The sequence below is a fragment of the Uliginosibacterium flavum genome (assembly GCF_040566545.1).
GTDB classification, from domain to species: domain Bacteria; phylum Pseudomonadota; class Gammaproteobacteria; order Burkholderiales; family Rhodocyclaceae; genus Uliginosibacterium; species Uliginosibacterium flavum.
Map to the genome: position 1 here is coordinate 83,324 of NZ_JBEWZI010000004.1, position 20,168 is coordinate 103,491.

Annotated in this window: 17 protein-coding genes; 5 read left to right on the forward strand and 12 right to left on the reverse strand. The window is 61.0% G+C overall.

What is annotated here, in order from left to right; genetic code table 11:
- The first annotated feature begins 97 nt into the window (after positions 1-97).
- From ABXR19_RS05320 to ABXR19_RS05340, 5 genes are all read left to right on the forward strand, one after another.
- Entirely contained in the window at positions 98-784 is a 687-nt protein-coding gene (locus tag ABXR19_RS05320; protein WP_354600062.1) for a GntR family transcriptional regulator, read from the forward strand.
- Between the two features lie 139 nt (positions 785-923).
- The gene (locus ABXR19_RS05325) at positions 924-1,655 is read left to right on the forward strand and encodes a maleate cis-trans isomerase family protein (protein WP_354600063.1); all 732 of its coding nucleotides are present in this window, start codon (positions 924-926) and stop codon (positions 1,653-1,655) included.
- Positions 1,655-3,100 carry a dihydropyrimidinase gene (hydA, locus tag ABXR19_RS05330; protein WP_354600064.1) on the forward strand — a complete coding sequence of 482 codons (1,446 nt, stop codon included), beginning with the start codon at positions 1,655-1,657 and terminating at the stop codon, positions 3,098-3,100. The genes ABXR19_RS05325 and hydA overlap by 1 nt, the downstream gene beginning before the upstream one ends.
- 4 nt (positions 3,101-3,104) lie before the next feature.
- Positions 3,105-3,881, forward strand: a complete 777-nt coding sequence (locus ABXR19_RS05335; protein WP_354600065.1) for a fumarylacetoacetate hydrolase family protein — start codon at positions 3,105-3,107, stop codon at positions 3,879-3,881.
- Between the two features lie 149 nt (positions 3,882-4,030).
- Positions 4,031-4,831: a sulfite exporter TauE/SafE family protein gene (locus ABXR19_RS05340; RefSeq protein WP_354600066.1), complete on the forward strand. Its 801-nt coding sequence runs from the start codon at positions 4,031-4,033 to the stop codon at positions 4,829-4,831.
- Positions 4,832-4,838: 7 nt separating this feature from the next.
- On the opposite strand, the gene ABXR19_RS05345 is transcribed toward ABXR19_RS05340, so the two are convergent.
- From ABXR19_RS05345 to xylB, 12 genes are all read right to left on the reverse strand, one after another.
- Entirely contained in the window at positions 4,839-5,507 is a 669-nt protein-coding gene (locus ABXR19_RS05345) for an aspartate/glutamate racemase family protein (RefSeq protein ID WP_354600067.1), read from the reverse strand.
- Positions 5,508-5,509: 2 nt separating this feature from the next.
- Complete coding sequence (locus tag ABXR19_RS05350) at positions 5,510-6,523, reverse strand: ABC transporter ATP-binding protein (protein ID WP_354600068.1); 1,014 nt, start codon at positions 6,521-6,523, stop codon at positions 5,510-5,512.
- Complete coding sequence (locus ABXR19_RS05355; RefSeq protein WP_354600069.1) at positions 6,520-7,560, reverse strand: ABC transporter ATP-binding protein; 1,041 nt, start codon at positions 7,558-7,560, stop codon at positions 6,520-6,522. The genes ABXR19_RS05350 and ABXR19_RS05355 overlap by 4 nt, the downstream gene beginning before the upstream one ends.
- Positions 7,557-8,411, reverse strand: a complete 855-nt coding sequence (locus tag ABXR19_RS05360) for an ABC transporter permease (protein ID WP_354600070.1) — start codon at positions 8,409-8,411, stop codon at positions 7,557-7,559. Before ABXR19_RS05360 ends, ABXR19_RS05355 begins: the two co-directional genes overlap by 4 nt.
- Positions 8,408-9,349, reverse strand: a complete 942-nt coding sequence (locus ABXR19_RS05365) for an ABC transporter permease (protein ID WP_354600071.1) — start codon at positions 9,347-9,349, stop codon at positions 8,408-8,410. The genes ABXR19_RS05360 and ABXR19_RS05365 overlap by 4 nt, the downstream gene beginning before the upstream one ends.
- 91 nt (positions 9,350-9,440) lie before the next feature.
- Positions 9,441-11,084, reverse strand: a complete 1,644-nt coding sequence (locus ABXR19_RS05370; protein WP_354600072.1) for an ABC transporter substrate-binding protein — start codon at positions 11,082-11,084, stop codon at positions 9,441-9,443.
- A 271-nt stretch (positions 11,085-11,355) separates the two neighbouring features.
- The gene (locus ABXR19_RS05375) at positions 11,356-12,198 is read right to left on the reverse strand and encodes a MurR/RpiR family transcriptional regulator (protein WP_354600073.1); all 843 of its coding nucleotides are present in this window, start codon (positions 12,196-12,198) and stop codon (positions 11,356-11,358) included.
- A gap of 641 nt (positions 12,199-12,839) precedes the next feature.
- Positions 12,840-13,484 carry an IS5 family transposase gene (locus tag ABXR19_RS05380; RefSeq protein ID WP_354600074.1) on the reverse strand — a complete coding sequence of 215 codons (645 nt, stop codon included), beginning with the start codon at positions 13,482-13,484 and terminating at the stop codon, positions 12,840-12,842.
- 243 nt (positions 13,485-13,727) lie between these two features.
- On the reverse strand, positions 13,728-15,620 hold the full coding sequence (locus ABXR19_RS05385; RefSeq protein WP_354600075.1) for an ABC transporter substrate-binding protein: 1,893 nt from the start codon (positions 15,618-15,620) through the stop codon (positions 13,728-13,730).
- Between the two features lie 41 nt (positions 15,621-15,661).
- The gene (locus ABXR19_RS05390; protein WP_354600076.1) at positions 15,662-17,197 is read right to left on the reverse strand and encodes a family 43 glycosylhydrolase; all 1,536 of its coding nucleotides are present in this window, start codon (positions 17,195-17,197) and stop codon (positions 15,662-15,664) included.
- Between the two features lie 13 nt (positions 17,198-17,210).
- Complete coding sequence (gene xylA / locus ABXR19_RS05395) at positions 17,211-18,524, reverse strand: xylose isomerase (RefSeq protein ID WP_354600077.1); 1,314 nt, start codon at positions 18,522-18,524, stop codon at positions 17,211-17,213.
- On the reverse strand, positions 18,521-20,092 hold the full coding sequence (gene xylB / locus ABXR19_RS05400) for a xylulokinase (protein WP_354600078.1): 1,572 nt from the start codon (positions 20,090-20,092) through the stop codon (positions 18,521-18,523). Before xylB ends, xylA begins: the two co-directional genes overlap by 4 nt.
- Positions 20,093-20,168 lie beyond the last annotated feature (76 nt).

The window sequence follows — 20,168 nt, forward strand, 5'->3', positions numbered from 1 at the left end:
TGATTGTGAACAATCATTCCTTAACTTAATGCGCCCCACGTATGCGACGCGTACAATCCGCGCAAATCTTCAATCTCAAGCCAGCGCCCGCCTGCCCATGAACACCATCGCCAAGTCTGAAAAATCGGACATCGCCCTGATCGCCGAGCGCATCACCAACGCCGTGATGGAGCATCGCCTGCCCCCCGGCGTGAAGCTTGCCGAAGAGCGTCTGGCTGAAGCCTTCAAGGTCAGCCGCACCAAGGTTCGCCACGCCCTCACCGTGCTCGCCAAGGAAGGCTTGGTCACGCTTTACCCCAATCGCGGAGCCTTCGTCGCCAGCCCCTCGGTACAAGATGCGCGGGAGCTTTTCGCCACCCGCCGCCTGCTCGAACCGGAAGTGGTACGCAAGGTCATCGACCGCGCCGGCAAAGCCGAACTACGCCGCCTGCGCGCCCATATCGCCAAGGAAGCAGAAGCCCGTCTCGCCAACGACCGGCGCGCGGTCATCAAGCTCTCCGGCGAATTTCACATGCTGCTCGCCAAGCTCAGCGGCAACCCTTACATCAGCAAATTGATGGACGAGTTATGCCCGCTGACCTGCCTCATCATTGCGCTCTACGACTCGCCGCAAACCCCGGCCTGTCCCGAGGATGAGCATATCCGCATCGTCGAGGCCATCGAACTCAAGGACGAAGCCACCGCCGTCTCCCTCATGCTGCACCACCTGCAACATGTGGAAAACGAACTCAAACTCTCGGTCGACGAGAAAGTCGATATCGACTGGGAAAAGATGTTCGCCTGAGCCGTTTCGCCCAGCCTGCGCTGCCAAGGCAGGAATAAAGCTAATCACACACTTTTCCTGGCCCGTCTCTTGCTAGAATTGTTCACAATTTATTGAACATTCATGAGCCCGCATATGTGGCTCGGAAAGAGACCCGTCCATGAGCACGCCGCGCACCCTGCTGGGCATTCTGACACCTTCTTCCAACACCTCGCTGGAGCCGCTGACCAGCGCGTTGTGCGCAACTGCGCCCGGAGTATCCGCGCACTTCGCACGTTTTCCGGTGACCGAGATCTCACTCAAGCCGCTGGCACTGGGCCAGTTCGACGACGAAAAAATCCTCGCCGCCGCACGCCTGCTGGCTGATGCCAAGGTGCAGTGCATCGGCTGGAGCGGCACATCATCGGGCTGGCTGGGGCTCGAAGCAGATCGCATCCTGTGCCGCCGCATCGAAGATGCCACAGGCATTCCCGCCACCACCTCAACCCTGGCGCTCAAGGAAATCATGGAGAAGACCGCCCGCACGACTTTGGGTCTGGTCACACCCTACCTCGATGATGTGCAGGCCAAGATCCTCAGCAACTTCGCCAGCGAACGCATGCAGTGCATTGCCGAACGCCACCTGGGTATCTGCGTGAACTTCGATTTCTCAGAGGTCAGCGAAGCCCAGCTGAGCGAGATGGTGGCCACAGTGGCGGCAGCCAAACCGGATGCCATTACCACCTTCTGCACCAATCTCAAGGCCGCGCATCTGGCTGAAGCCTGGGAGGCTGCATACGGCATTGCCATCTACGACACAGTCAGCACCGTGGTCTGGAAAATGCTGCGCATGCAAGGCTATGACACCACGCAGATCAAGGGCTGGGGCAGCCTGTTCACTGAGGTTCAGTAATGGCTGATTTCGATTTGGTGATCCGCAACGCGCGCTGCGTTACGGCCGCCGATATCTTCGATGCAGACATCGGCATCAAGGACGGCCGCATCGCCTCACTGGGCCAGCAACTTGCCGCCGGCAAGGAGGAGATCGACGCGGCCGGCCGCTACGTGCTGCCCGGCGGTGTAGACGGCCACTGCCACCTCGATCAGCCGATGAGCGACGGCTCGAAGATAGCCGATGACTTTCTCTCAGGTACGCGCTCGGCTGCCTGCGGCGGCACCACCACGGTGATCCCCTTCGCCTGTCAGATGAAGGGCCAGAGCCTGCGCGCCGCGGTGGAGGACTATCACCTGCGCGCCGGCGACAAGGCCTGCATCGACTACGCCTTCCATCTGATCGTCTCCGACCCCACGCCGCATGTACTGACCGAAGAGCTGCCCGCACTAATACGCGAGGGCTATACCTCGTTCAAGATCTACATGACTTATGACGATCTCAAGTTGAATGACCGCCAGATCCTCGATGTACTCTCGGTCGCCCGAGATGAGGGCGCCATGGTCATGCTGCACGCCGAAAACAGCGACTGCATCGCCTGGCTCACCCAGCGCCTGCTGGCCGCTGGCAAGCGCGCACCGAAGTACCATGCAGCCTCGCGCCCCATGCTGGTGGAACGTGAAGCCACACACCGCGCAATAGCCTTGGCCGAGCTGGTCGACGTGCCCATCCTGATCGTGCACGTCTCGGGTCGCGAAGCGGTCGAGCAGATCCAGTGGGCACAGGCACAAGGCCTCAAGGTGTATGCCGAAACCTGTCCGCAATACCTTTTTCTCACAGCTGCGGATCTGGGCATCGACGAGCACGCACAGCACGGCGCGCATCAGGGCGCCAAGTGCATCTGCAGCCCGCCACCACGCGACGCGGCCAACCAGCAAGTGATCTGGGACGGCCTGCAATCGGGCGTGTTCGCCGTGTTTTCGTCTGACCACGCGCCCTTCCGCTTCGATGATCAGCATGGCAAGTTCATTACCGGTCAGGATGCCGCCTTCAATCAGATCCCGAATGGCATACCGGGTCTGGAGACACGGCTGGCGCTCCTGTTCTCGGCCGGCGTGCTGAGCGGGCGTCTGGATATCTGCGAGTTCGTCGCGCTCACCTCCACCAATGTCGCCAAGATGTACGGCCTCTATCCGCGCAAAGGCTCGATTGCCATTGGCGCCGACGCCGACCTCGTGATCTGGGATACCGGGCTGGAGCGAATCATCCGCAATGCCGACCTGCACCACGCCGTCGACTACACGCCCTACGAGGGCCAGCGCGTGCAGGCCTGGCCGCGCACCACGCTGTCGCGCGGTAAAGTGGTCGCTGATGCCGGCAGTTTTCTCGGGACACAGGGGCACGGTCAGTTCCTGCCCTGTGATCTGCCTGCGCCAGCCAAGCCCAGAGTACGCAGCAGCGCCTGAAAACATGACTCAAATCCAGACCCTTGCCGAACGCCTGATCGCCGCACGCCAACGCAAACAGCCCCTTGCTGCGGACGACTTTGCGGCGCTGCAAGCACTCACCCGCAGCGAAGCCTATGCCGTGCAAGCGGCTGTCTGGCAGGCGCAGAAGGGTAGCGTCAGGCCGCAGGCCTGGAAGATCGGCGGCAGTTCAGATCAACCCTCGCCAGTGCGCGCCGCCATGCCGGAAATTATCCGCACCGGCGCCAGCACACCGCAAACGCGCTTTCGCTGCTTCGGCATCGAGACCGAGATTGCCGTGCGCTTTGGAAAAGCGCTGTCACCCCGCGCCACACCCTATGCTTATGACGAGGTGCTGGCCGCCATCGATACGGCACATGTCGCCATCGAGATCGTGGACACCGCTCTGGCTGACCATGCCACAGCCGGCCCGATTGCCTGCCTTGGTGACAGCATGCTGCACGGCAGTTTCGTGCTGGGCGATGTCTTCACCGACTGGCGCACGCTCGACTGGCGCACGCTGAGCGCGCACAGCTTCATTGATGAGCAGCTTGTCGCCGAGCGCACGGGTGGCCATCCGCATATCGACCCTTTCACCCTGCTGCCCTGGTGGGCCAGCTCCGGTGCGCTGGATTGGGGCGGCGTACAGGCTGGCGACATCGTGACCACCGGCACCTGGAACGGCATGCATTTTGCGGCCGCTCCACGCAGTTTCGACGCACGCTTCACCGACGCCAACGGACATGTGCTCGGCAGCGCCAGCGTCATCTTCAGCTTGTAAGAAGCTGTTCACGATCCCTCAAAATTTGGAATATCCGCCCACGAAAATCCGCATCACTGCCGGCGGTCTTCGTTTCATAACTGAAGCCCATCTCTGGTATGTAAACACTCACGCTAAATGCCTAAATAGTTTTTACATAGGAAATTAAGATGATCGATTTCTGGTACGCCAGCTATGTCGTGCTTGGTCTGATAGCTGGTTTTTTAGGTGGTTTGCTGGGTATCGGAGGCGGGATTGTGATGGTTCCCGTGCTGATGATGATATTCGCTACGCAGAGCTTCTCACCTGAACATGTGATGCATCTGGCGCTCGGAACCTCAATGGCAGGAATCATTTTCAGTTCGCTAGCCAGCGCCAGAACACATCATGCTCACGGTGCTGTTCGATGGATTGTCGTGCGGAATATCACCCCCGGAATTTTCCTTGGTGCCATGCTTGGCACACGCGTAGCCACCCTGATTCCTACTCGTGAATTAGTCATTTTCTTTGGCTGCTTCGTGCTTTTCATTGCACTCCAAATGCTATTGAAGTTCCAGCCAAAGCCTGGACGTAAACTACCTGAAGCGCTGGGGCAGGCCAGCGTTGGCCTGGGCATTGGCGGGCTTTCGGCGCTTGTGGCAATCGGAGGCGGCTCACTTACCGTTCCCTGGCTGCTTCGCTGCAACCTGACTATCCAGCAAGCGATTGGTAGCTCCGCAGCGATCGGTCTGCCGATAGCCGTATTCGGCTCCGCTGGCTACATTTGGAACGGCTACGGAGCCTCTGGATTGCCAGCCAGGAGCCTTGGCTTCATTTATCTACCAGCGCTTTCATGCATGCTCGTAGCCAGCACACTGGCGGCTCCATTTGGAGCCCGGCTCGCTCACCGCATGCCGGTTGCACTGCTCAAACAAGTCTTCGCTGTGCTGCTCATCGCAATGGCAATCAAAATGCTATGGACCGTGATCTAGCCCAGAGCTACGAACTTGATGCACGGCAGCGTTGCACAGCGAGTCGCACAGCGGCTGCGACAGGCTCGATAAGCGGCACGCCCAGTTGCGGTGCGATGATTTGCGCAGCGCTGGCGAGTGGGCCGCCGCCGATGACGATGGCCTCTGCGCCGTCAAGACGGGTGGCTTGTTGACAGCTCTCTAGCAGAGCTGCGGCCAAGCGCGTGGTGCTTTGCATGGTGTGCATCATGTCGCCTGCGGTGATGCGCACCGACACCAGCGTGTCGGCGTGGCCGTATTGCTCGGCAGTACGCCTCAGGCTATCCAGAAGTGCTGGCGTGGTAGTGACGATAGCATAACGACGTCCCCCGGCGGCAGCCTCGGAGATGCCGGCTTCGGCAATACCGGTGACGGGAATGGCGAGGCGCTCGCGCAGGGCCAGCAGACCGGGGTCGCCAAAACCCGCAATGATGAGGGCATCGAAACCCTCTGCCGCCACCTTAACGCCATAGTTCTGTACGACGAGTACGGCGGCGGCAAGGGCGGCTTCGTCGACAATGAGGGATTCGCCGGTGGGCGCCGTGCGCCCCTCAATCTGCACACCAGCCGTCAGCGCCTGCTTTGCGATATCCAGCATCATCTGCGTGGTGTCGGCATTGGTGTTGGGGTTAAGCAGGGCGATGCGTTTGCTGAGCATGCTTATGCCTTTGCACTAACTTGCAGCTGCGCTGCACCGGGGTAGAAACAGGCCACCGCCTGTGCGGCTTGTGCGCGCAGCGCGGGCACGGTTTGCTCGCAGCCCGCAGCCGCACGTGTGCAGCGCTCGCGAAAGGCGCAGCCCGCAGGCAAGTGCGCCAGATCGGGCGGCGCGCCGGCGATACCTGTGATGCGCTGGCCGCGCATCGAGCCGTGGATGGTCGAAGCCATCAGGGCTTGCGTGTAGGGATGTTGTGGTGCGCGCAGCACTTCGCTGGCGCTGCCGATCTCGACAATGCGGCCGGCGTACATCACGGCGATGCGGTCGCAGATTTCAGCGGCCACGCCCAGATCGTGGGTCACGAAAATGGCGCTGGTGCCCATCTTCTGCTGCAGCTCACGGAGGAGCAGCAGCACCTGGATCTGCACCGTGGCGTCGAGTGCCGTGGTCGGCTCGTCAGCAAGGATCAGCTTCGGCTTGCACGACAAGGCCAACGCGATCATGGCGCGCTGGCGCATGCCGCCGGACATCTCGTGCGGGTAGCTTTTGAGGCGCTCGGCGGCCGAGGGGATATTCACCAGTTCAAGGTATTCCTGCGCCTGTGCGCGGGCCTCGCTGCGTGTGGCATTCGTGTGGCGGCGGATCGCTTCTTCGATCTGCTGACCGATGGTATAGACCGGGTCCAGCGCGAGCGAGGGGTCCTGAAAGATCATCGCCGTGGTGCCGCCGCGATAGTCGCTGAGCAGGCTGCGCGAGAGCGCCATGATGTTGCGCCCGCCGACGATGATGCTGCCGTCGATAGTCGTGCGGTCTTCGGGCAGCAGCTTCATCAGCGCGCGCAAGGTGACGCTCTTGCCGCTGCCGGATTCGCCGATCAGGCCCAGCACCTCGCCGGGAGCGATGTCGAAGCTCACACCGTTGACGGCGCTCACTTCGCCCTGCGCGCTGCGAAAGCGCACGGTCAGATCGCGCACCGAGGCGAGGACGGTGTGCTGTGGGTCGAGTAGTGCGCTCATGCTGCGGGACTTTCGCTGTGACCGGACTGCGGCACCAGCATGTGGCAGGCCGCGCGGTGGGGGTTGGTCTGGATGTCGCCTGACGACAGCCCCGCCAACGAAGACAGCTGCGGCTCGGCCTCGCCGCAGATCGCCTGTGCATGCGGGCAACGCGTGCGGAAGCGGCAGCCCGAGGGCGGGTCGATGGGGCTGGGTGGATCGCCGGTTATCGGTGCGCTCAGCGTGCGCTGCGCGGGGTCCATGCTGGGCATGGAGGCGAGCAAAGCGCGCGTGTAGGGATGTGCCGGGTTTTCGTACAGCGATTGCGCTGGGCCGATCTCGACGATCTTGCCAAGGTACATGACCAGCACCACATCGCTGATGTACTGCACGACGTTGAGGTCGTGCGAGATGAAGAGGTAGCTGAGGCCGAATTCTTCCTTGAGGTCGCGCAGCAGGTTGAGCACCTGGATCTCGACCGACTTGTCGAGCGCCGACACGGACTCGTCGAACAGCACGACCTCGGGCGACAGGGCCAGCGCACGTGCGATGTTGACGCGCTGCCGCTGGCCGCCGGAGACCTCGTGCGGATAGCGCGAGGCGAAGCGCGCCGGGTCGAGACCAACGCGCGACAGCAGCTTGTGGGCGCGCTCGCGTGCTTCGCTGCGCGGGGTGCCGTGCACCAGCGGGCCGAACATGATGGCGTCTTCAATGCTCATGCGCGGGTTGAGCGAGGCATAGGAATCCTGAAACACCATCTGCATCTTGCGGCGCAGGGCCTTGAGTTGCGCGGCGTCCTGCTGCAGCTCGACGCCAGCAATCCGCACCGTGCCGCCATCGGCCGGGATCAGGCCCATCAAGAGGCGTGCGAGGGTGGACTTACCGCAGCCGGATTCACCGACGATGCCCAGCGTCTGCCCGGCAGCGAGTTCGAATGAGATGTCGGACACCGCATGCACCACGCGCGGCTTCTCGCCCCAGCGTTTCTGGCGCGTCTTGAACTGCTTGCGCAGGCCACTGACCTCGACAACATTGGTCGTGTTCGGTGAGGGATTCATTTCACCTCCATGGCGCTGCGCAGGCCGTCGGCCAGCAGGTTGAAGCACAGAGAGACGGCGAAGATCAGCATGCCCGGCAGCGCTGCCAGCAGTGGCTGCGAGTAGATCGCGTTGCGCAGGGTATTGAGCATCAGACCCCACTCCGGTATGGGCGGCTTTGCGCCGAGGCCGATGAAGGAGAGACCCGCGGCCATGATGATCGACACGGACAGCAGGCTGGTCGCATACACCAGCACCGGGCCGATCACGTTGCTGAGCACATGCACGCGCAGGATGGTGAAGTCGTCCGCCCCGCTGGCGCGCGCAGCCTCGATGAAGTCCAGCGAACGTACCTGTGTCGTGGCGCTTTCGGCCACGCGCAGAATCGGCGGTACCAGCACGATGGTCAGCGCCAGCAAGGTGTTGGCGAGGCCCGCGCCGAGCGCACCGGCAATCGCCACGGCCAGCAGCACTGAGGGGAAGGCGAACAGCACATCGGTGATCCGCATGATCAGCGCATTGATTCGCCCGCCCGAAAAGCCCGCTAGCATGCCCAGCGAACCGCCGATGAGGAGCGCGAGGCCGACCGGCACCGTGCCCATCAGCAGGGTGGTGCGGCCGCCGTAGAGCAGGCGCGTGAGCATGTCGCGGCCGAGCTCGTCGGTACCCAGCAGGTGGCCTTCGGTGCCGACCGGCTTGAGGCGTTTGAGCACACTGCCGACGGAAGGATCACCCGGCGCAAGCCAGGGCGCGAAGATGGCGCCGAGCAGGATCAGCACGAGGATGGCGAGGCAGATCATGGACAGCGGATCGCGCGCAAGTTTGAGCAGCACGCGCGACCAGTAGCCCTGGGTCTGGATGGTTGTTGTCATGAGCGGCTGATCCTCGGGTCGAACAGCGGCTGCAGCATGTCGACCAGCAGATTGAGCAGGACGAAGAACATGGCGAGCACAAGGATGGTTCCCTGCAGCAGCGGGATGTCGCGCTGCTGGATGGCGTTGTTGAGTAGCAGCCCGGTGCCGGGCCAGGAGAAAACCGTCTCGACGAGGATGGAGCCAGCCATGAGGTAACCCAGCTGCACGCCGATCACGGCCAGCGCCGTCGGCGCGATGTTCTTGACCAGGTGGCGGAACACGGTGCGCCGCCCCATGCCCTTGGCGACGAGGCCGTTGACGAATTCGCGATTGAGGGTATCCGCCACCAGCGCGCGCACCGAGCGCATGACGATGCCGGTCGGGATGGCCGCCAGCGTGATGGCGGGCAGGATCATGTAGCTGAAGCGGTCCCAGTTCCACAGATCGCTGGAGCCGGCGCCCATGGCGGGCAGCATGTTGAGCTTCACCGAGAAGATGGCGACCAGCACGATGCCCAGCCAGTAGTGCGGAATCGACACGCCGGAGATGGCAATGGCGGAGAGCAGGCGATCCAGCTTGGAACCGTGGGTGTAACCGCCGATAACGCCCAGCGCCGCGCCCAGGGTGAAACCGATGGAAGATGCCAGCAGCGCCAATACCAGCGAGTTACCGATGGCAGCGCCGATCTCGGAGGCCACCGCGCGGCCGGTGCTGATCGACTGACCCAGATCTCCCTGCAGCGCACGGCTCAGCCATATCGCATATTGCACGGCGATGGGTTTGTCGAGCCCATAGCTAACCTTGACCTTCTCGATCATCTCTTGCGAAGCATCAGACGGCAGCACAGCCGAGAGCGGATCGCCGGGCGCGAGATAGACCAGCGAGAAGCACAGCGCACTGACGGCCAGCGCGATGGGCAGGGCGAAGGCAAGGCGTTTGAGGAAGTAGCTGAGCATGGAGGCTTGATTATTTATGACATAGAGACAGGATGGATTCGCGAGCCAACCCACCGCTTTTTATATCAGCGGTGAGTTGTCGCAGCCCCCCCTACTCCATGGTGATTGGCGAGAAATCCACATACCAGTTGTGCGGCGGTACAAAGCCCTTCACTTTCTTCGTCATCGCACGCGGAGCCACATCGTGCGCCACGAACAGGAACAGCGCGTCATTGACGAATTTTTCGTGTGCCTTGGCGACGAGAGCGGTCTGCGCTTCCGGGTTGAACTCGGTGCGGATGGCATCGAAGATCTTGTCCATCTCCGGGTCGCTGTAGTAGCCCCAGTTGGTGCCCTTGGGGGGCATCAGGCCGCTATCCACATGGCGTATCAGCGCGGTGAAGGGGTCCTGGCTGAAGTAGGAGCTGTTGGTGGTTGTTGCGCCCTTAGTGCCGGGGTCCTTGGCTCCGGCACGCCAGTTGGCGAGCAGCGCGTTCCAGTCACGCACATCGAACTCCACCTGGATACCAATTTCTGCAAGGTTCTGCTGGATCAGCTCGTTCATCAGCATGGGCTGCATCTGGCCGCCACCGTTGGGCGAGATGATGGACTTGATCTTGAGCGGCTTCTCTTTCGAGTACCCGGCCTGCGCCATCAGCGCCCTGGCCGCAGCGGGGTCGTACTTCACGTCGAAGCTCGGCTTGCCGAACCAGGCGCTGGCGGTTGGCACCATGCCCTTGGCTGGCGACATCATGCCGCCCAGCAGTGCTTTCATGCCCTCGCGGTCAATGGCCAGGTTGGCCGCCTTGCGGATGCGGATGTCATTCCAGGGAGAGCCTTCCACGCGTGAGAGGTGCCACGGCCACACATGCGGATAAACGTTGCTGACAATGTTGAAGCCTGCGCCCTTTAGGCTTTCGATGCCATCGGGCGGCGGCGTTTCGATCCAGTCGACCTGACCGGAGCGCAGCGCGGCAACGCGGGCCGAGGCGTCAGGCACGGGCAGCAGCACCATGGAGTCGAGCTTGGGCACGCGCTTGGCATCCCAGTAGCCGGTGTTCTTCACCAGCACGGCGCGCTCGCGCGGGGTGTAGGTCTGCAGCTTCCACGGGCCGGTACCGGACGCCTTGGGCAGGAAGACATCCCAGCTCTTGCCGACGGCATTCCACTGCGCCGGGCTGGACATCACGATCCAGAGAATCTTGTAGGGCAACAGGGCATCGACTTCGGTGGTGGTGAATTCCACCGTCAGGTCGTCAATCGCCTTGACGCTCTTCACCGTAGGGATGCGGCCACGGCCCTGAGCCGCTTGCTTGGGGTCGTATTGCTCGGCCTTGTCGTTGAGGATCTTCTCGTAGTTCCACACCACGGCCTGCGCATTGAAAGCTGAGCCATCGTGGAACTTGACGCCGGGGCGCAGCTTGAAGACCCAGCGCAGCTTGTCCTTGGGGTCCACCGCCCATTCGGTAGCCAGCGCCGGGATCAGCGTCACCGGCTTGGTCGAGCTGGAGAGGTCGAAGCCGATCAGCGCTTCGAACACGGTGTAACCCATGAAGCGCATTCCCTCGCTGCCCTGATCGGTCTGGCCGTTGGGCAAGGGGATATCGGATGTAGTCATGGCGACGCGTAGGGTGCCGGCGGCGTGGGCAGCGCCCATCGCGCAGCCGAGTGCGGCAGCGAGTGCCACGCTGCGCAACAGCCGGGGGGTAAATGCGCGCTGGCGGAAAAGGGAGGTGATGGATGAAGCAATGTGCATGGCAGACCTCGTGGCGGAAGAGAAACCGGAGCGTCCCGGGATGCCAGAGATAAGCCGCTTTCATGCCTAAAATGAAGTGAAAAAATATTTTCACGCATGAGGCTCACCTTGCCGCTCGCGAGGCGCTTAGCTGCGGGCTATGCACGGTAGGCGTTCAGGGTGATGATCAGGCAATCGTCACGGATAACGTGACGATGCGTGGCAGGGGTTTGTCGTGTCACGGCTGTCGCGCCCCGCTTGAGTGCGCGGAAGGCTTTATCAGGGTGCGTGCCTACATCTCGCCAAACGCATCGTGTTCGGCTTCGATTGCTGTCAGGCGGTCACGGCCGCTGGCGCCAGATATTTCCATGACGCGATTGGCCAGCAGGTGGCACAGGGCGATCACAGCAGCATGGTTGTCGAGCGGCCCTGGCGCCGTGCAGGCGCAACGGAGGTGCCAAGCAACCTCCTTGTGCTCGGCAAGTGCTTCATCGGTGATGTAGAGCACTGGAGCGCCGGTGGCGACGGCTTGATTGACGATGTCGCGCAGGCGCGCCGGGCGGCGGCGCAGACCGAATATAACCACCAGATCCTGCGGCGTGATACTGGCGAGGTACTCGCCCAGCGTGTCGCCTGCGTTGGGAACAACATGGATGTCTTCCTTGACCTGAAAGATCTGCCAGCGGAAGTAGCTGGCCACGGCATGGCTGCTTCGAAAGCCGGTCACCCACACTTTGCGCGCCGACAGCAGAGCCTGCGCAATGGCGGCCACCTGTGGCTCGCTGAGTCTCGCGAAAGTTCGCCGCAGATTATCCTGCCCTTGCTCGGCATGCGCTTCGAAGAGCTTCTCGATGCCCACGGCACGGTCGGCGAGAAACAGCGGCGAGCCGGTCTGCTTCTCCTCGCGCACCTGCCGCCGAGCTTCGTCGTAGTTCTGATAATTGAGGCGCTTGATGAGGCGCGTCACGGTGGCGTTCGACACGCCTGCCAGCCGGGCCAACTCGGAGGCCGAGTAACTGGCCAGTTCGCCGGGAAAGTCGAGCATGAACTCGGCAAGCTTGCGCTCGGTGGGGTGCAGCCTCGGCAGGCTGTCGCGCACGCGGGCAAGGAAGGATTGCGCGGTAGTGCTGTTCATGGTGAGTATCGGCAAGGATGGTTGGGGATTCCTGAAGGCACCAAAACTCCGGCGCCACACAGAAACACTGCTCGACCAGCATCACATCGTTCTAAGAGGATGTCCGATATCAAAGGGCCGTCGGCATGGAATCGCATGGCCCCAATTTATCATCAATCCTGCATCGAAGCAGTGCGCCTCTGGCTGGATCGAACTTCGTTCCTCACCATAAAGCAAAGTCTGCTTTGCCTTCAAAACAGCCTGAAGATGTCATAGAGCCGAACGGCAGCAATGGCCGAGCTGCGCTCACTCGCCACTTGTCCTGAAGGATCGCTCCACTCAAAAACCTGCCGCAGAGTTGTCGAGATGACGAATGTCTCTTGTGGGTCGAGAGGGTGGCTGTCGCCTGAAAAAATGGATTCTTCAGGTTCGACTATCTATGGCCAGAAGAAATTTCCGCTCCAACCAATGTACGTTTGATTGCGATCCAACTCCACCGAGGGTAGTTCGGCCCCCCTTCCATGCAAAATTTTATAAGCCAATCAAATTTGGACCTTAACAAACTCATTTCACTACTTTTTTGCAACCAAATTAAACATAGAAAAAACACGAATAGACTATGCAAATCGGTGATCCGTGCTTGCGTCTTTCTCCCGTTTTTGTTAGCCAGCGCTGCGCTTGTATTGTTTGGCATGGGCATTACGCCCTGCTTGCAACTGCCGCTGTGGGCCAACGCGTGCGTAGCTCTGGCGAAGCTCGATGCCTTCTTTCTGGGCGGCCTCAACCAGTTTCTCGCGCGCGGTGTTGAGCAGGCGCGAGTCCGTCGGGTGAGCCACTGCCTTCTCCTGCACGGTGGTATCCACGATGATCTTCTCGAAGCTTTGGCGTTTGAGCGCGCCAGATCGCTTGCCTGCTTCGATGGTTTCGGTCAGCAGCCATTCGCAACCGGCTTCACCAACGCGTTTGCGCCAGCGCGTCAGGCTTGTCGGATGGCAGGGAAGCGCATGGCGAAAGAACACTTCGCCACAAAAGTGCTGCCAGTACGGATTCTCGCACCAGCGCGCGACGATCTCTTCGTCAGACAGGGTAAAGCAGTGCTTGAGGTAGGTGAGTCCGGCCATCAGCCGCGTTGGCAAGGGCGGCTGACCCGCACCCTCTGCATGAATCGCGCCGAACTCCCGCTCGAAAACAGGCCAATCAATCAAGCTCGCCAGTCGGACCAGTTCGTGGCGCGAATCGATCAGATTCTCCAGACGCATCCGGAACAGATCTTCTTGGGGGACGGCTTCTTGGCGTTTGGGCTTCATCGCAGCTCGCTTGGTTTGCAAGAAAACGCGGCGCCAGAATTTAAAATCTGGCAAACCAACAGCCCGCATTATCTCATTCAAACCTAGATGCAGTAGGGGTTACAAGGATATTTCATGGGCGACTACTTCCCAAGGGCTCCGCTTGCTCGGCTCACCCCGAAAGTCCGCAGGAGTGTGCCCATGCCGGGCGCACAAAAAACCCGCCAGTGAAACACTGGCGGGTTTTATCTGAGGTGCTGAAATTTACTTGTAGAAATACTGCTGTGGCAGCGAGGCTGCCGGCGTAGCGTAGGGCCAAGCCCAAGGCATTTTCTCGTTGACGTTAACAAGGCGCTTGCTGAGTACGCCCAAGACCTTCGGCGTGGAGATGGTGCCGATGACCTCGAACTCGTCTGCGGCCAACTGCAGAATCTGGCGCAGATAGCCATCAGCCTCGGCCTGGGTCTTGGCGGTCTTCCACTTTTCGTCGATTTCGAGACGCTTTTTCATGGACGGCGTCGGCTCCTCACCCTGCTTGCCACCGCTCTGTGCCCACTTCACCCACTGCAGACTCTGGCGCGATTCGGTCGGACTCCAGGCGAGCACGCCGGTCTTGTCGAATTGCGGGTCAAGACCGCCGCCCACCACGAAAATCGCCATCTCGTAGTCATTGGTATTGGAGCGGTCATAAAAAAGCGACCGCTCTACCGGCTGCAGGACCAGTTCGATGCCAACCTTGGCCCAGTGCTTGCGCACCATGTCCAGGGTATCAATGCCGCCCGTACTGGCCGCCGGCACGATGGCGCCAATGGACACGCGGCCACCTGCCGGATACTGGCGGAAACCGTCGGCATCGCGCTTGCTCAGACCAGCCTTGTCGAGCAATTCATTGGCCTTGCCCAGATCGGTTTTGGTGAACTGGGTGGCCAGCTGCTCATTGTAGAAACGGTTCGATTTCTTCGGGCCGAGCTGCCAGGGGGAGCCCTGACCGAGGTGGATGATGTCGTTGATTTCCTTACGATCCATCGCCAACGAAAGCGCGACGCGAAAATCCTTGTTGCGGATCAACGGGCGCAATTTTTCGTTGCGGGTCGTAAAGTTCAGGAACAGGCCGCCGGAATTGGAGCTGGCGTCTTCCATCTGCAGCACACGATAGCCACCCTTGTCGGCGCTCTCGGAGAGAACCGGCAGATTCGGCGTGCCGCCGATGTGACGCGACTGGAAATCGAGCTGGCCATTGATGGCTGCGAGCACCATGGTTTCCACTTCAGAGATCACCGTCAGGCTCAACTCGTCGATATAGGGCAGCTGCTGGCCCTTGCTATCGACCTGCCAGAAATACGGGTTGCGCTTCAGACGCACCTTGGACGCGCTGCCACCATACGGCTCGACGATCAGCCAGGGATCCAGCGTGGGACGCTCCGGATTGCCCCAGCGGGTGGGTGTTTCCTGATCGCCGCAACGATTGCGGATCAGCATGCCCCAATCCTTGGCGGCGTACTGCTTGAGCAATTCATCCAGTTTGGGGTTGTACTTGGGATGGTATTGGCTGCAGTAATTTTTCGAGTACAGGGTGGGGTACTGCAGGGTGGGGTGAGCGAGGATCTCGATGAAAGAGACATAGGGTGCCGCGAATTTGAAACGCACCGTTAACTCGTCAATCTTCTCGGTAATGACAGGCTTGTCCTGCACCTTGAAAAAGGCCGGCGGATTGGCCACGAAACCCTTGTTGCCAAGCAGATCGTTCATCGTGAACAGAATATCATCAGCGGTGAAGGGGCTGCCATCGGACCACTTCATGCCACGCCGCAGCTTGAAGGTGTATTCGGAAGAGTCAGTGTTGGTGGTCCAGCTTTCGGCCACATTCGGCACAACCTTGCTCATATCCAGATTCCAGCGCACCAGGCCTTGGTTGCCGACCATGCGCAGGATCGCATTGCCATCGCCATTGCCACGCAGCGCGCTGCGCAGAGTTCCACCGTATTTACCAACACGTTCCAGCGGAATGATGACTTCTGGACTATCCGGAAGGCGTTTATCCACGGTCGGAAGTTTGCCTTCCTTCTCCAGTTTCTCCAGCGCCGGGGCGCTGGTATAGGCCTGCGCCGCCAGCGGCAGCGCCAGGCAGGCCAGCACGGCCAGTAATCTCATTGACATGCTCATCTCCTCTTGTTGATGCCGGTATGCCCCGGCCTGATTCACTCCGCCGCGAGTGCCTCGTAACGGAAATTCCTGAACCTCACCTCGCCCTCACCGGCCGCATACAGGCCGGGACGCAAGCTGAGGAAATCGAAAGCCACGTTGTGGTGGTATCCGCTGACTTCCATCTGGGTCGCGAATTTGTGCCAGCTCACTCCGTCTGCGCTGGTATGAATCGTCACGACGTGATCCCGATTGGTGACGCGCATGAACAGGCGCTTGCCATCGATATGGGGCGGGATCTTCATCTCGCGCTCGGTGCCATAGCGATGCATCAGCAACTGGCCTGCGTTAAAGCCCAGACCGACGTACAGACGGCGGCTGTAGAAGAGCAGAACGCCACCGGTGGCACCTTCGCCCACCTCGATTTCGACCTCGAAACGATAGGCGCGGTCGCCATTCACGCAAGTCAGCGGCGAACAGTCGGCAGGCGTGCCGCCCACCCCGCGAATCACCAGCGCACCCTCCTCGTAGCGATGGCGCAGACCATGCTCGGGCTGAGGGTCGTAGAAACCCCACTGCACGCCCATCTTGTCCTGCGAAAAATCATCCGACAGCGCCTGCCCGTGCGGCACGGCGCAATCGGTGATCGGCAGGCGGATCGGTTGCGCCACATCCGAGCCCGTCACCTTGAACCAGCCGTCATCGGTCCATTCGATGGGTTCGAGCAGGCACTGGCGGCCGAGGTTGTAATAGCCGTTTTCGTAACCGTGATACACCGTGTACCACTGACCGCCCGGCCCTTCGACCAGGGTGGCGTGGCCGCGCGACCACCAGGTTTCCTTGGGCGATTGCGTACGCACGACGGGATTGTTCGGCGCGTTCTCCCACGGCCCGTGAATCGACTTCGAGCGTGCCACCACCACCATGTGGCCGGTAGCCGGGCCGGCGGTGCCGCCCTCGGCGAGGATCATGTAGTAGTAGTCGCCGTGGCGCGAGATCTTCGGCCCTTCCTGAGCGAAGTTCTCGACATCCCACTCTTCCGGATACTGCCAGCCGTCATAGACGTGCTCCATCTCGCCCACGATCGAGAGGCCGTCATCGGCGAGCTGGACACGGTCTCCACCGGAAAGGAACAGATAACGTTTGCCATCCTCGCCCACGGCGTGGCCGGGGTCGATGCGTGGATTGCACAGATCAATCGGCTCGCTCCAGGGGCCACGGATATCGTCGGCCCAGATCACATGAATGCTGCCACGCCCCTGCAGGCCCTGATTCTTCAGGCGTGTTGGGATATACAGGTAATAGCGTCCGGCATGCTTGGTCAGCTCCGGCGCCCATACCGAACCAATCGGCTTTTTGAGCGCGGCTCCAACAGGCTGCCAGTTCACCAGATCCTTCGAGTGCCAGATCACCAGGCCGGGATAGGCATCGAACGTAGAGAAGGTCATGTAGTAATCGTCACCGTCCTTCAGAATCGACGGATCGGGATGATCACCGGGCATTATCGGGTTCAGGTAAAAGCCATTGCCCAGATCAGCCTTGCGCTGACCTTCCGGACCTCGCCCCCACTGCATGTTTGACGCTTCACTCATTAACACATTCCTCTCAGCAGAACCGGTTGAGCAGATTCTCATACCATTCCTGCTTACCTGAAACCGGCTGCACATCGACGTTGTCCGCCAGCACCCGGTCCGACAAATCGGCCAGACTCAGCGAGCCGTCGAGAATGCCACGCCCAAGTTCGCCATTCCAGCCGGCATAACGCTTATCCACGGCGGCCTGCAGGGGATCGTTGCTGAGCATCTGCTCGGCAATCAACAGCGCACGCGCACTGACATCCATACCGCCGATATGGGCGATGAACAGATCTTCCGCATCGATGGACTGGCGGCGAACCTTGGCATCAAAATTCAGGCCGCCGCTGGTGAAGCCGCCCCCCTTGAGGATGTGGTACATGGCCAGCGCGGTTTCCGGCACGTTATTCGGGAACTGATCGGTATCCCAGCCCAGTTGCGGGTCGCCACGGTTCATGTCGATGCTGCCGAAAATACCCAGCGCCTGCGCCGTGGCAATTTCATGTTCGAAGCTATGACCCGACAGCGTCGCGTGATTGGCCTCGATATTCACCTTGACTTCGTTTTCGAGGCCGTAGCGTTTGAGGAAACCATAGACCGTAGCGGTGTCGAAATCGTATTGATGCTTGGACGGTTCGCGTGGTTTCGGTTCGATCAGGATCAGGCCCTTGAAACCGATGCGATGCTTGTGCTCAACCACCAGCGTCAGGAAGCGTCCGAGCTGATCCATCTCGCGCGACAGGTCGGTATTAAGCAGGGTTTCATAACCTTCACGTCCGCCCCACAGCACATAGTTCTCACCGCCGAGCTCGAGCGTCGCATCCAGTGCGGCACGCACCTGGGCCGCGCCCATGGCGAAAATCTCGGGATCCGGATTGCTCGCAGCCCCGGACATGAAGCGCCGGTGACTGAACAGATTGGCCGTGCCCCACAACAGCTTCACGCCGGTGCGCTGCTGATGCGCCGCCAGCTTGTCGACCATGTGGCGGAAGTTGGCGTGCGATTCACGCGGCGTAGCGCCTTCCGGGGCCACATCTCGATCGTGAAAACAGTAATACGGCACACCAAGCTTGCTGAAAAAGTCGAAAGCTGCATCGGCCTTGCGCTCGGCCATTTCCAGCGGCGTACCGCCCTGAAACCACGGACGCTCGAAGGTCGAGCCGCCGAACGGATCATTACCGCCCCACACGAAGTTATGCCAATAACACACTGCAAAACGCAGGTGATCTTCCATGCGCTTGCCGAGCACGACGCGATCCTTGTCGTACCAGCGGAAGGCCAGTGGATTGGTGCTTTCAGGCCCCTCATAGGAGATGGCGGGAATGTTGGAAAAATAGGTGTTCATGCAGCAAGGTCCTGTGACAGTTTGATTCTTTGATGCGCGTCGGGCGCGAGTTCTGATTTCAGCGCCGGATCGGCTTGAGCAAATTCTGGATTTGAGGCGTACGCGAATTCGGACTTGAGTGTCGGGTACAGTCGGCGAAAGCGCTGGTAGCGAGGCTCCAGCAAGAGCATCTGCGCTGGATCGGGTTGATAGCGGGCGGCAACCGGCGGAACGGCGCACACCACCGACTCTTCGCCCCCATCGGCCAGCCAGGCCAGGCGAGCGGCGCCCAAAGCGCCCCCTGTCTCACCGCCCTCATGCGTAAGGATTTCGACACCCAGCGCACTGGCCAATAATTGCGCCCATTCCGGACTACGGGCGCCACCACCGACCAGCGACAAGCGCAATACGGTGGTTCCTGCCTGCTGCAAGGCTGCCAATCCATCGCGGAAGGCAAAAGCCACGCCTTCGATCACGGCGTAGCCCAGATGCGCGGGTCCGTGCTCGAAGCCCAGTCCAAAAAAGACACCCTGCGCATGCGGATCGTTATGCGGCGTACGCTCACCCGACAGGTAAGGCAGAAACACAGGGGCCTTGGCGAGGGCCGTCTCGTCCAGGGCCGCGACTTCCGCCAGCAGACAAGCTTCGTCGGCGCGGCCGGTCATTTGCGTAACCCACTTCAAACAGCTCGCGGCAGAAAGCATCACACTCATCTGGTGCCAGCGCCCCGGCAAAGCATGGCAGAAGGCATGCACGGCCAGCTCAGGATTCGGGCGAAAACAGTCATTCACCACGAACAGAACGCCCGAAGTCCCCAGAGACAGAAAACCATCGCCGGGCCGAATGGCGCCAATCCCCACGGCGCTGGCCGCATTGTCGCCGGCGCCGCCCGCCACGATCACCGCCGCAGCCAAGCCCCAGCGTCCTGCCAAGGCCGGGTTCAGCACCCCGGAAGACTCACTCCCCTCCAGCAGTCGCGGCATCTGGCTGCGATTCAGCCCCGTCGCGGCCAACAACTCATCGGACCAGTCACGCCGCGCCACATCCAACCACAAAGTGCCGGCGGCATCGGACATGTCCGAGACCTTGTCGCCGCTCAGGCGCATACGCAGCCAGTCCTTGGGCAGCAGCACGCAGCGGATGCGCGCAAAAACATCGGGCTCGTGCTTCGCGACCCAGCGCAACTTGGGGGCGGTGAAGCCCGGCATGGCCAGATTGCCCGCGATCTGCGGCAGCGTCGGCAATTCCGCCATCAGTTCGGCGCACTCCAGTTCGCTGCGTCCGTCATTCCAGAGGATGGCCGGACGCAAGACTTGATCGGCCTCGTCCAGCAGCACGGCGCCATGCATCTGCCCCGAAAGACCGATGCCACGTACCCGAGCCATCAGTGGCGCATGCGTAGCAGCAAGAAAATCCATGCCGGCGCAGAAGGCCTGCCACCAGTCAGCAGGATTCTGCTCCGAGCAGCGCGGCGCAGGCCGCGATACCGTCAGCGCCACGCCCTTCATCGCCAGCACGGTGTGCTCGCTATCGAGCAAAAGAAGCTTGATCTCGGAAGTCCCCAGATCGATACCCAGATAACAGCTCACGGAAATCCTTCTACAGATGTCGTGCGGCTCGATGAAATGATGCACAGAACATTAATTACGATCAATTTTTGATGAT

Excerpts from the sequence above, each read along its gene's own strand:
- ABXR19_RS05320 (WP_354600062.1), top strand. The coding sequence starts at position 98 with ATGAACACCATCGCCAAGTCTGAAAAATCGGACATCGCCCTGATCGCC.
- ABXR19_RS05325 (WP_354600063.1), top strand. The coding sequence starts at position 924 with ATGAGCACGCCGCGCACCCTGCTGGGCATTCTGACACCTTCTTCCAAC.
- hydA (WP_354600064.1), top strand. The coding sequence starts at position 1,655 with ATGGCTGATTTCGATTTGGTGATCCGCAACGCGCGCTGCGTTACGGCC.
- ABXR19_RS05335 (WP_354600065.1), top strand. The coding sequence starts at position 3,105 with ATGACTCAAATCCAGACCCTTGCCGAACGCCTGATCGCCGCACGCCAA.
- ABXR19_RS05340 (WP_354600066.1), top strand. The coding sequence starts at position 4,031 with ATGATCGATTTCTGGTACGCCAGCTATGTCGTGCTTGGTCTGATAGCT.
- ABXR19_RS05345 (WP_354600067.1), bottom strand. The coding sequence starts at position 5,507 with ATGCTCAGCAAACGCATCGCCCTGCTTAACCCCAACACCAATGCCGAC.
- ABXR19_RS05350 (WP_354600068.1), bottom strand. The coding sequence starts at position 6,523 with ATGAGCGCACTACTCGACCCACAGCACACCGTCCTCGCCTCGGTGCGC.
- ABXR19_RS05355 (WP_354600069.1), bottom strand. The coding sequence starts at position 7,560 with ATGAATCCCTCACCGAACACGACCAATGTTGTCGAGGTCAGTGGCCTG.
- ABXR19_RS05360 (WP_354600070.1), bottom strand. The coding sequence starts at position 8,411 with ATGACAACAACCATCCAGACCCAGGGCTACTGGTCGCGCGTGCTGCTC.
- ABXR19_RS05365 (WP_354600071.1), bottom strand. The coding sequence starts at position 9,349 with ATGCTCAGCTACTTCCTCAAACGCCTTGCCTTCGCCCTGCCCATCGCG.
- ABXR19_RS05370 (WP_354600072.1), bottom strand. The coding sequence starts at position 11,084 with ATGCACATTGCTTCATCCATCACCTCCCTTTTCCGCCAGCGCGCATTT.
- ABXR19_RS05375 (WP_354600073.1), bottom strand. The coding sequence starts at position 12,198 with ATGAACAGCACTACCGCGCAATCCTTCCTTGCCCGCGTGCGCGACAGC.
- ABXR19_RS05380 (WP_354600074.1), bottom strand. The coding sequence starts at position 13,484 with ATGAAGCCCAAACGCCAAGAAGCCGTCCCCCAAGAAGATCTGTTCCGG.
- ABXR19_RS05385 (WP_354600075.1), bottom strand. The coding sequence starts at position 15,620 with ATGTCAATGAGATTACTGGCCGTGCTGGCCTGCCTGGCGCTGCCGCTG.
- ABXR19_RS05390 (WP_354600076.1), bottom strand. The coding sequence starts at position 17,197 with ATGAGTGAAGCGTCAAACATGCAGTGGGGGCGAGGTCCGGAAGGTCAG.
- xylA (WP_354600077.1), bottom strand. The coding sequence starts at position 18,524 with ATGAACACCTATTTTTCCAACATTCCCGCCATCTCCTATGAGGGGCCT.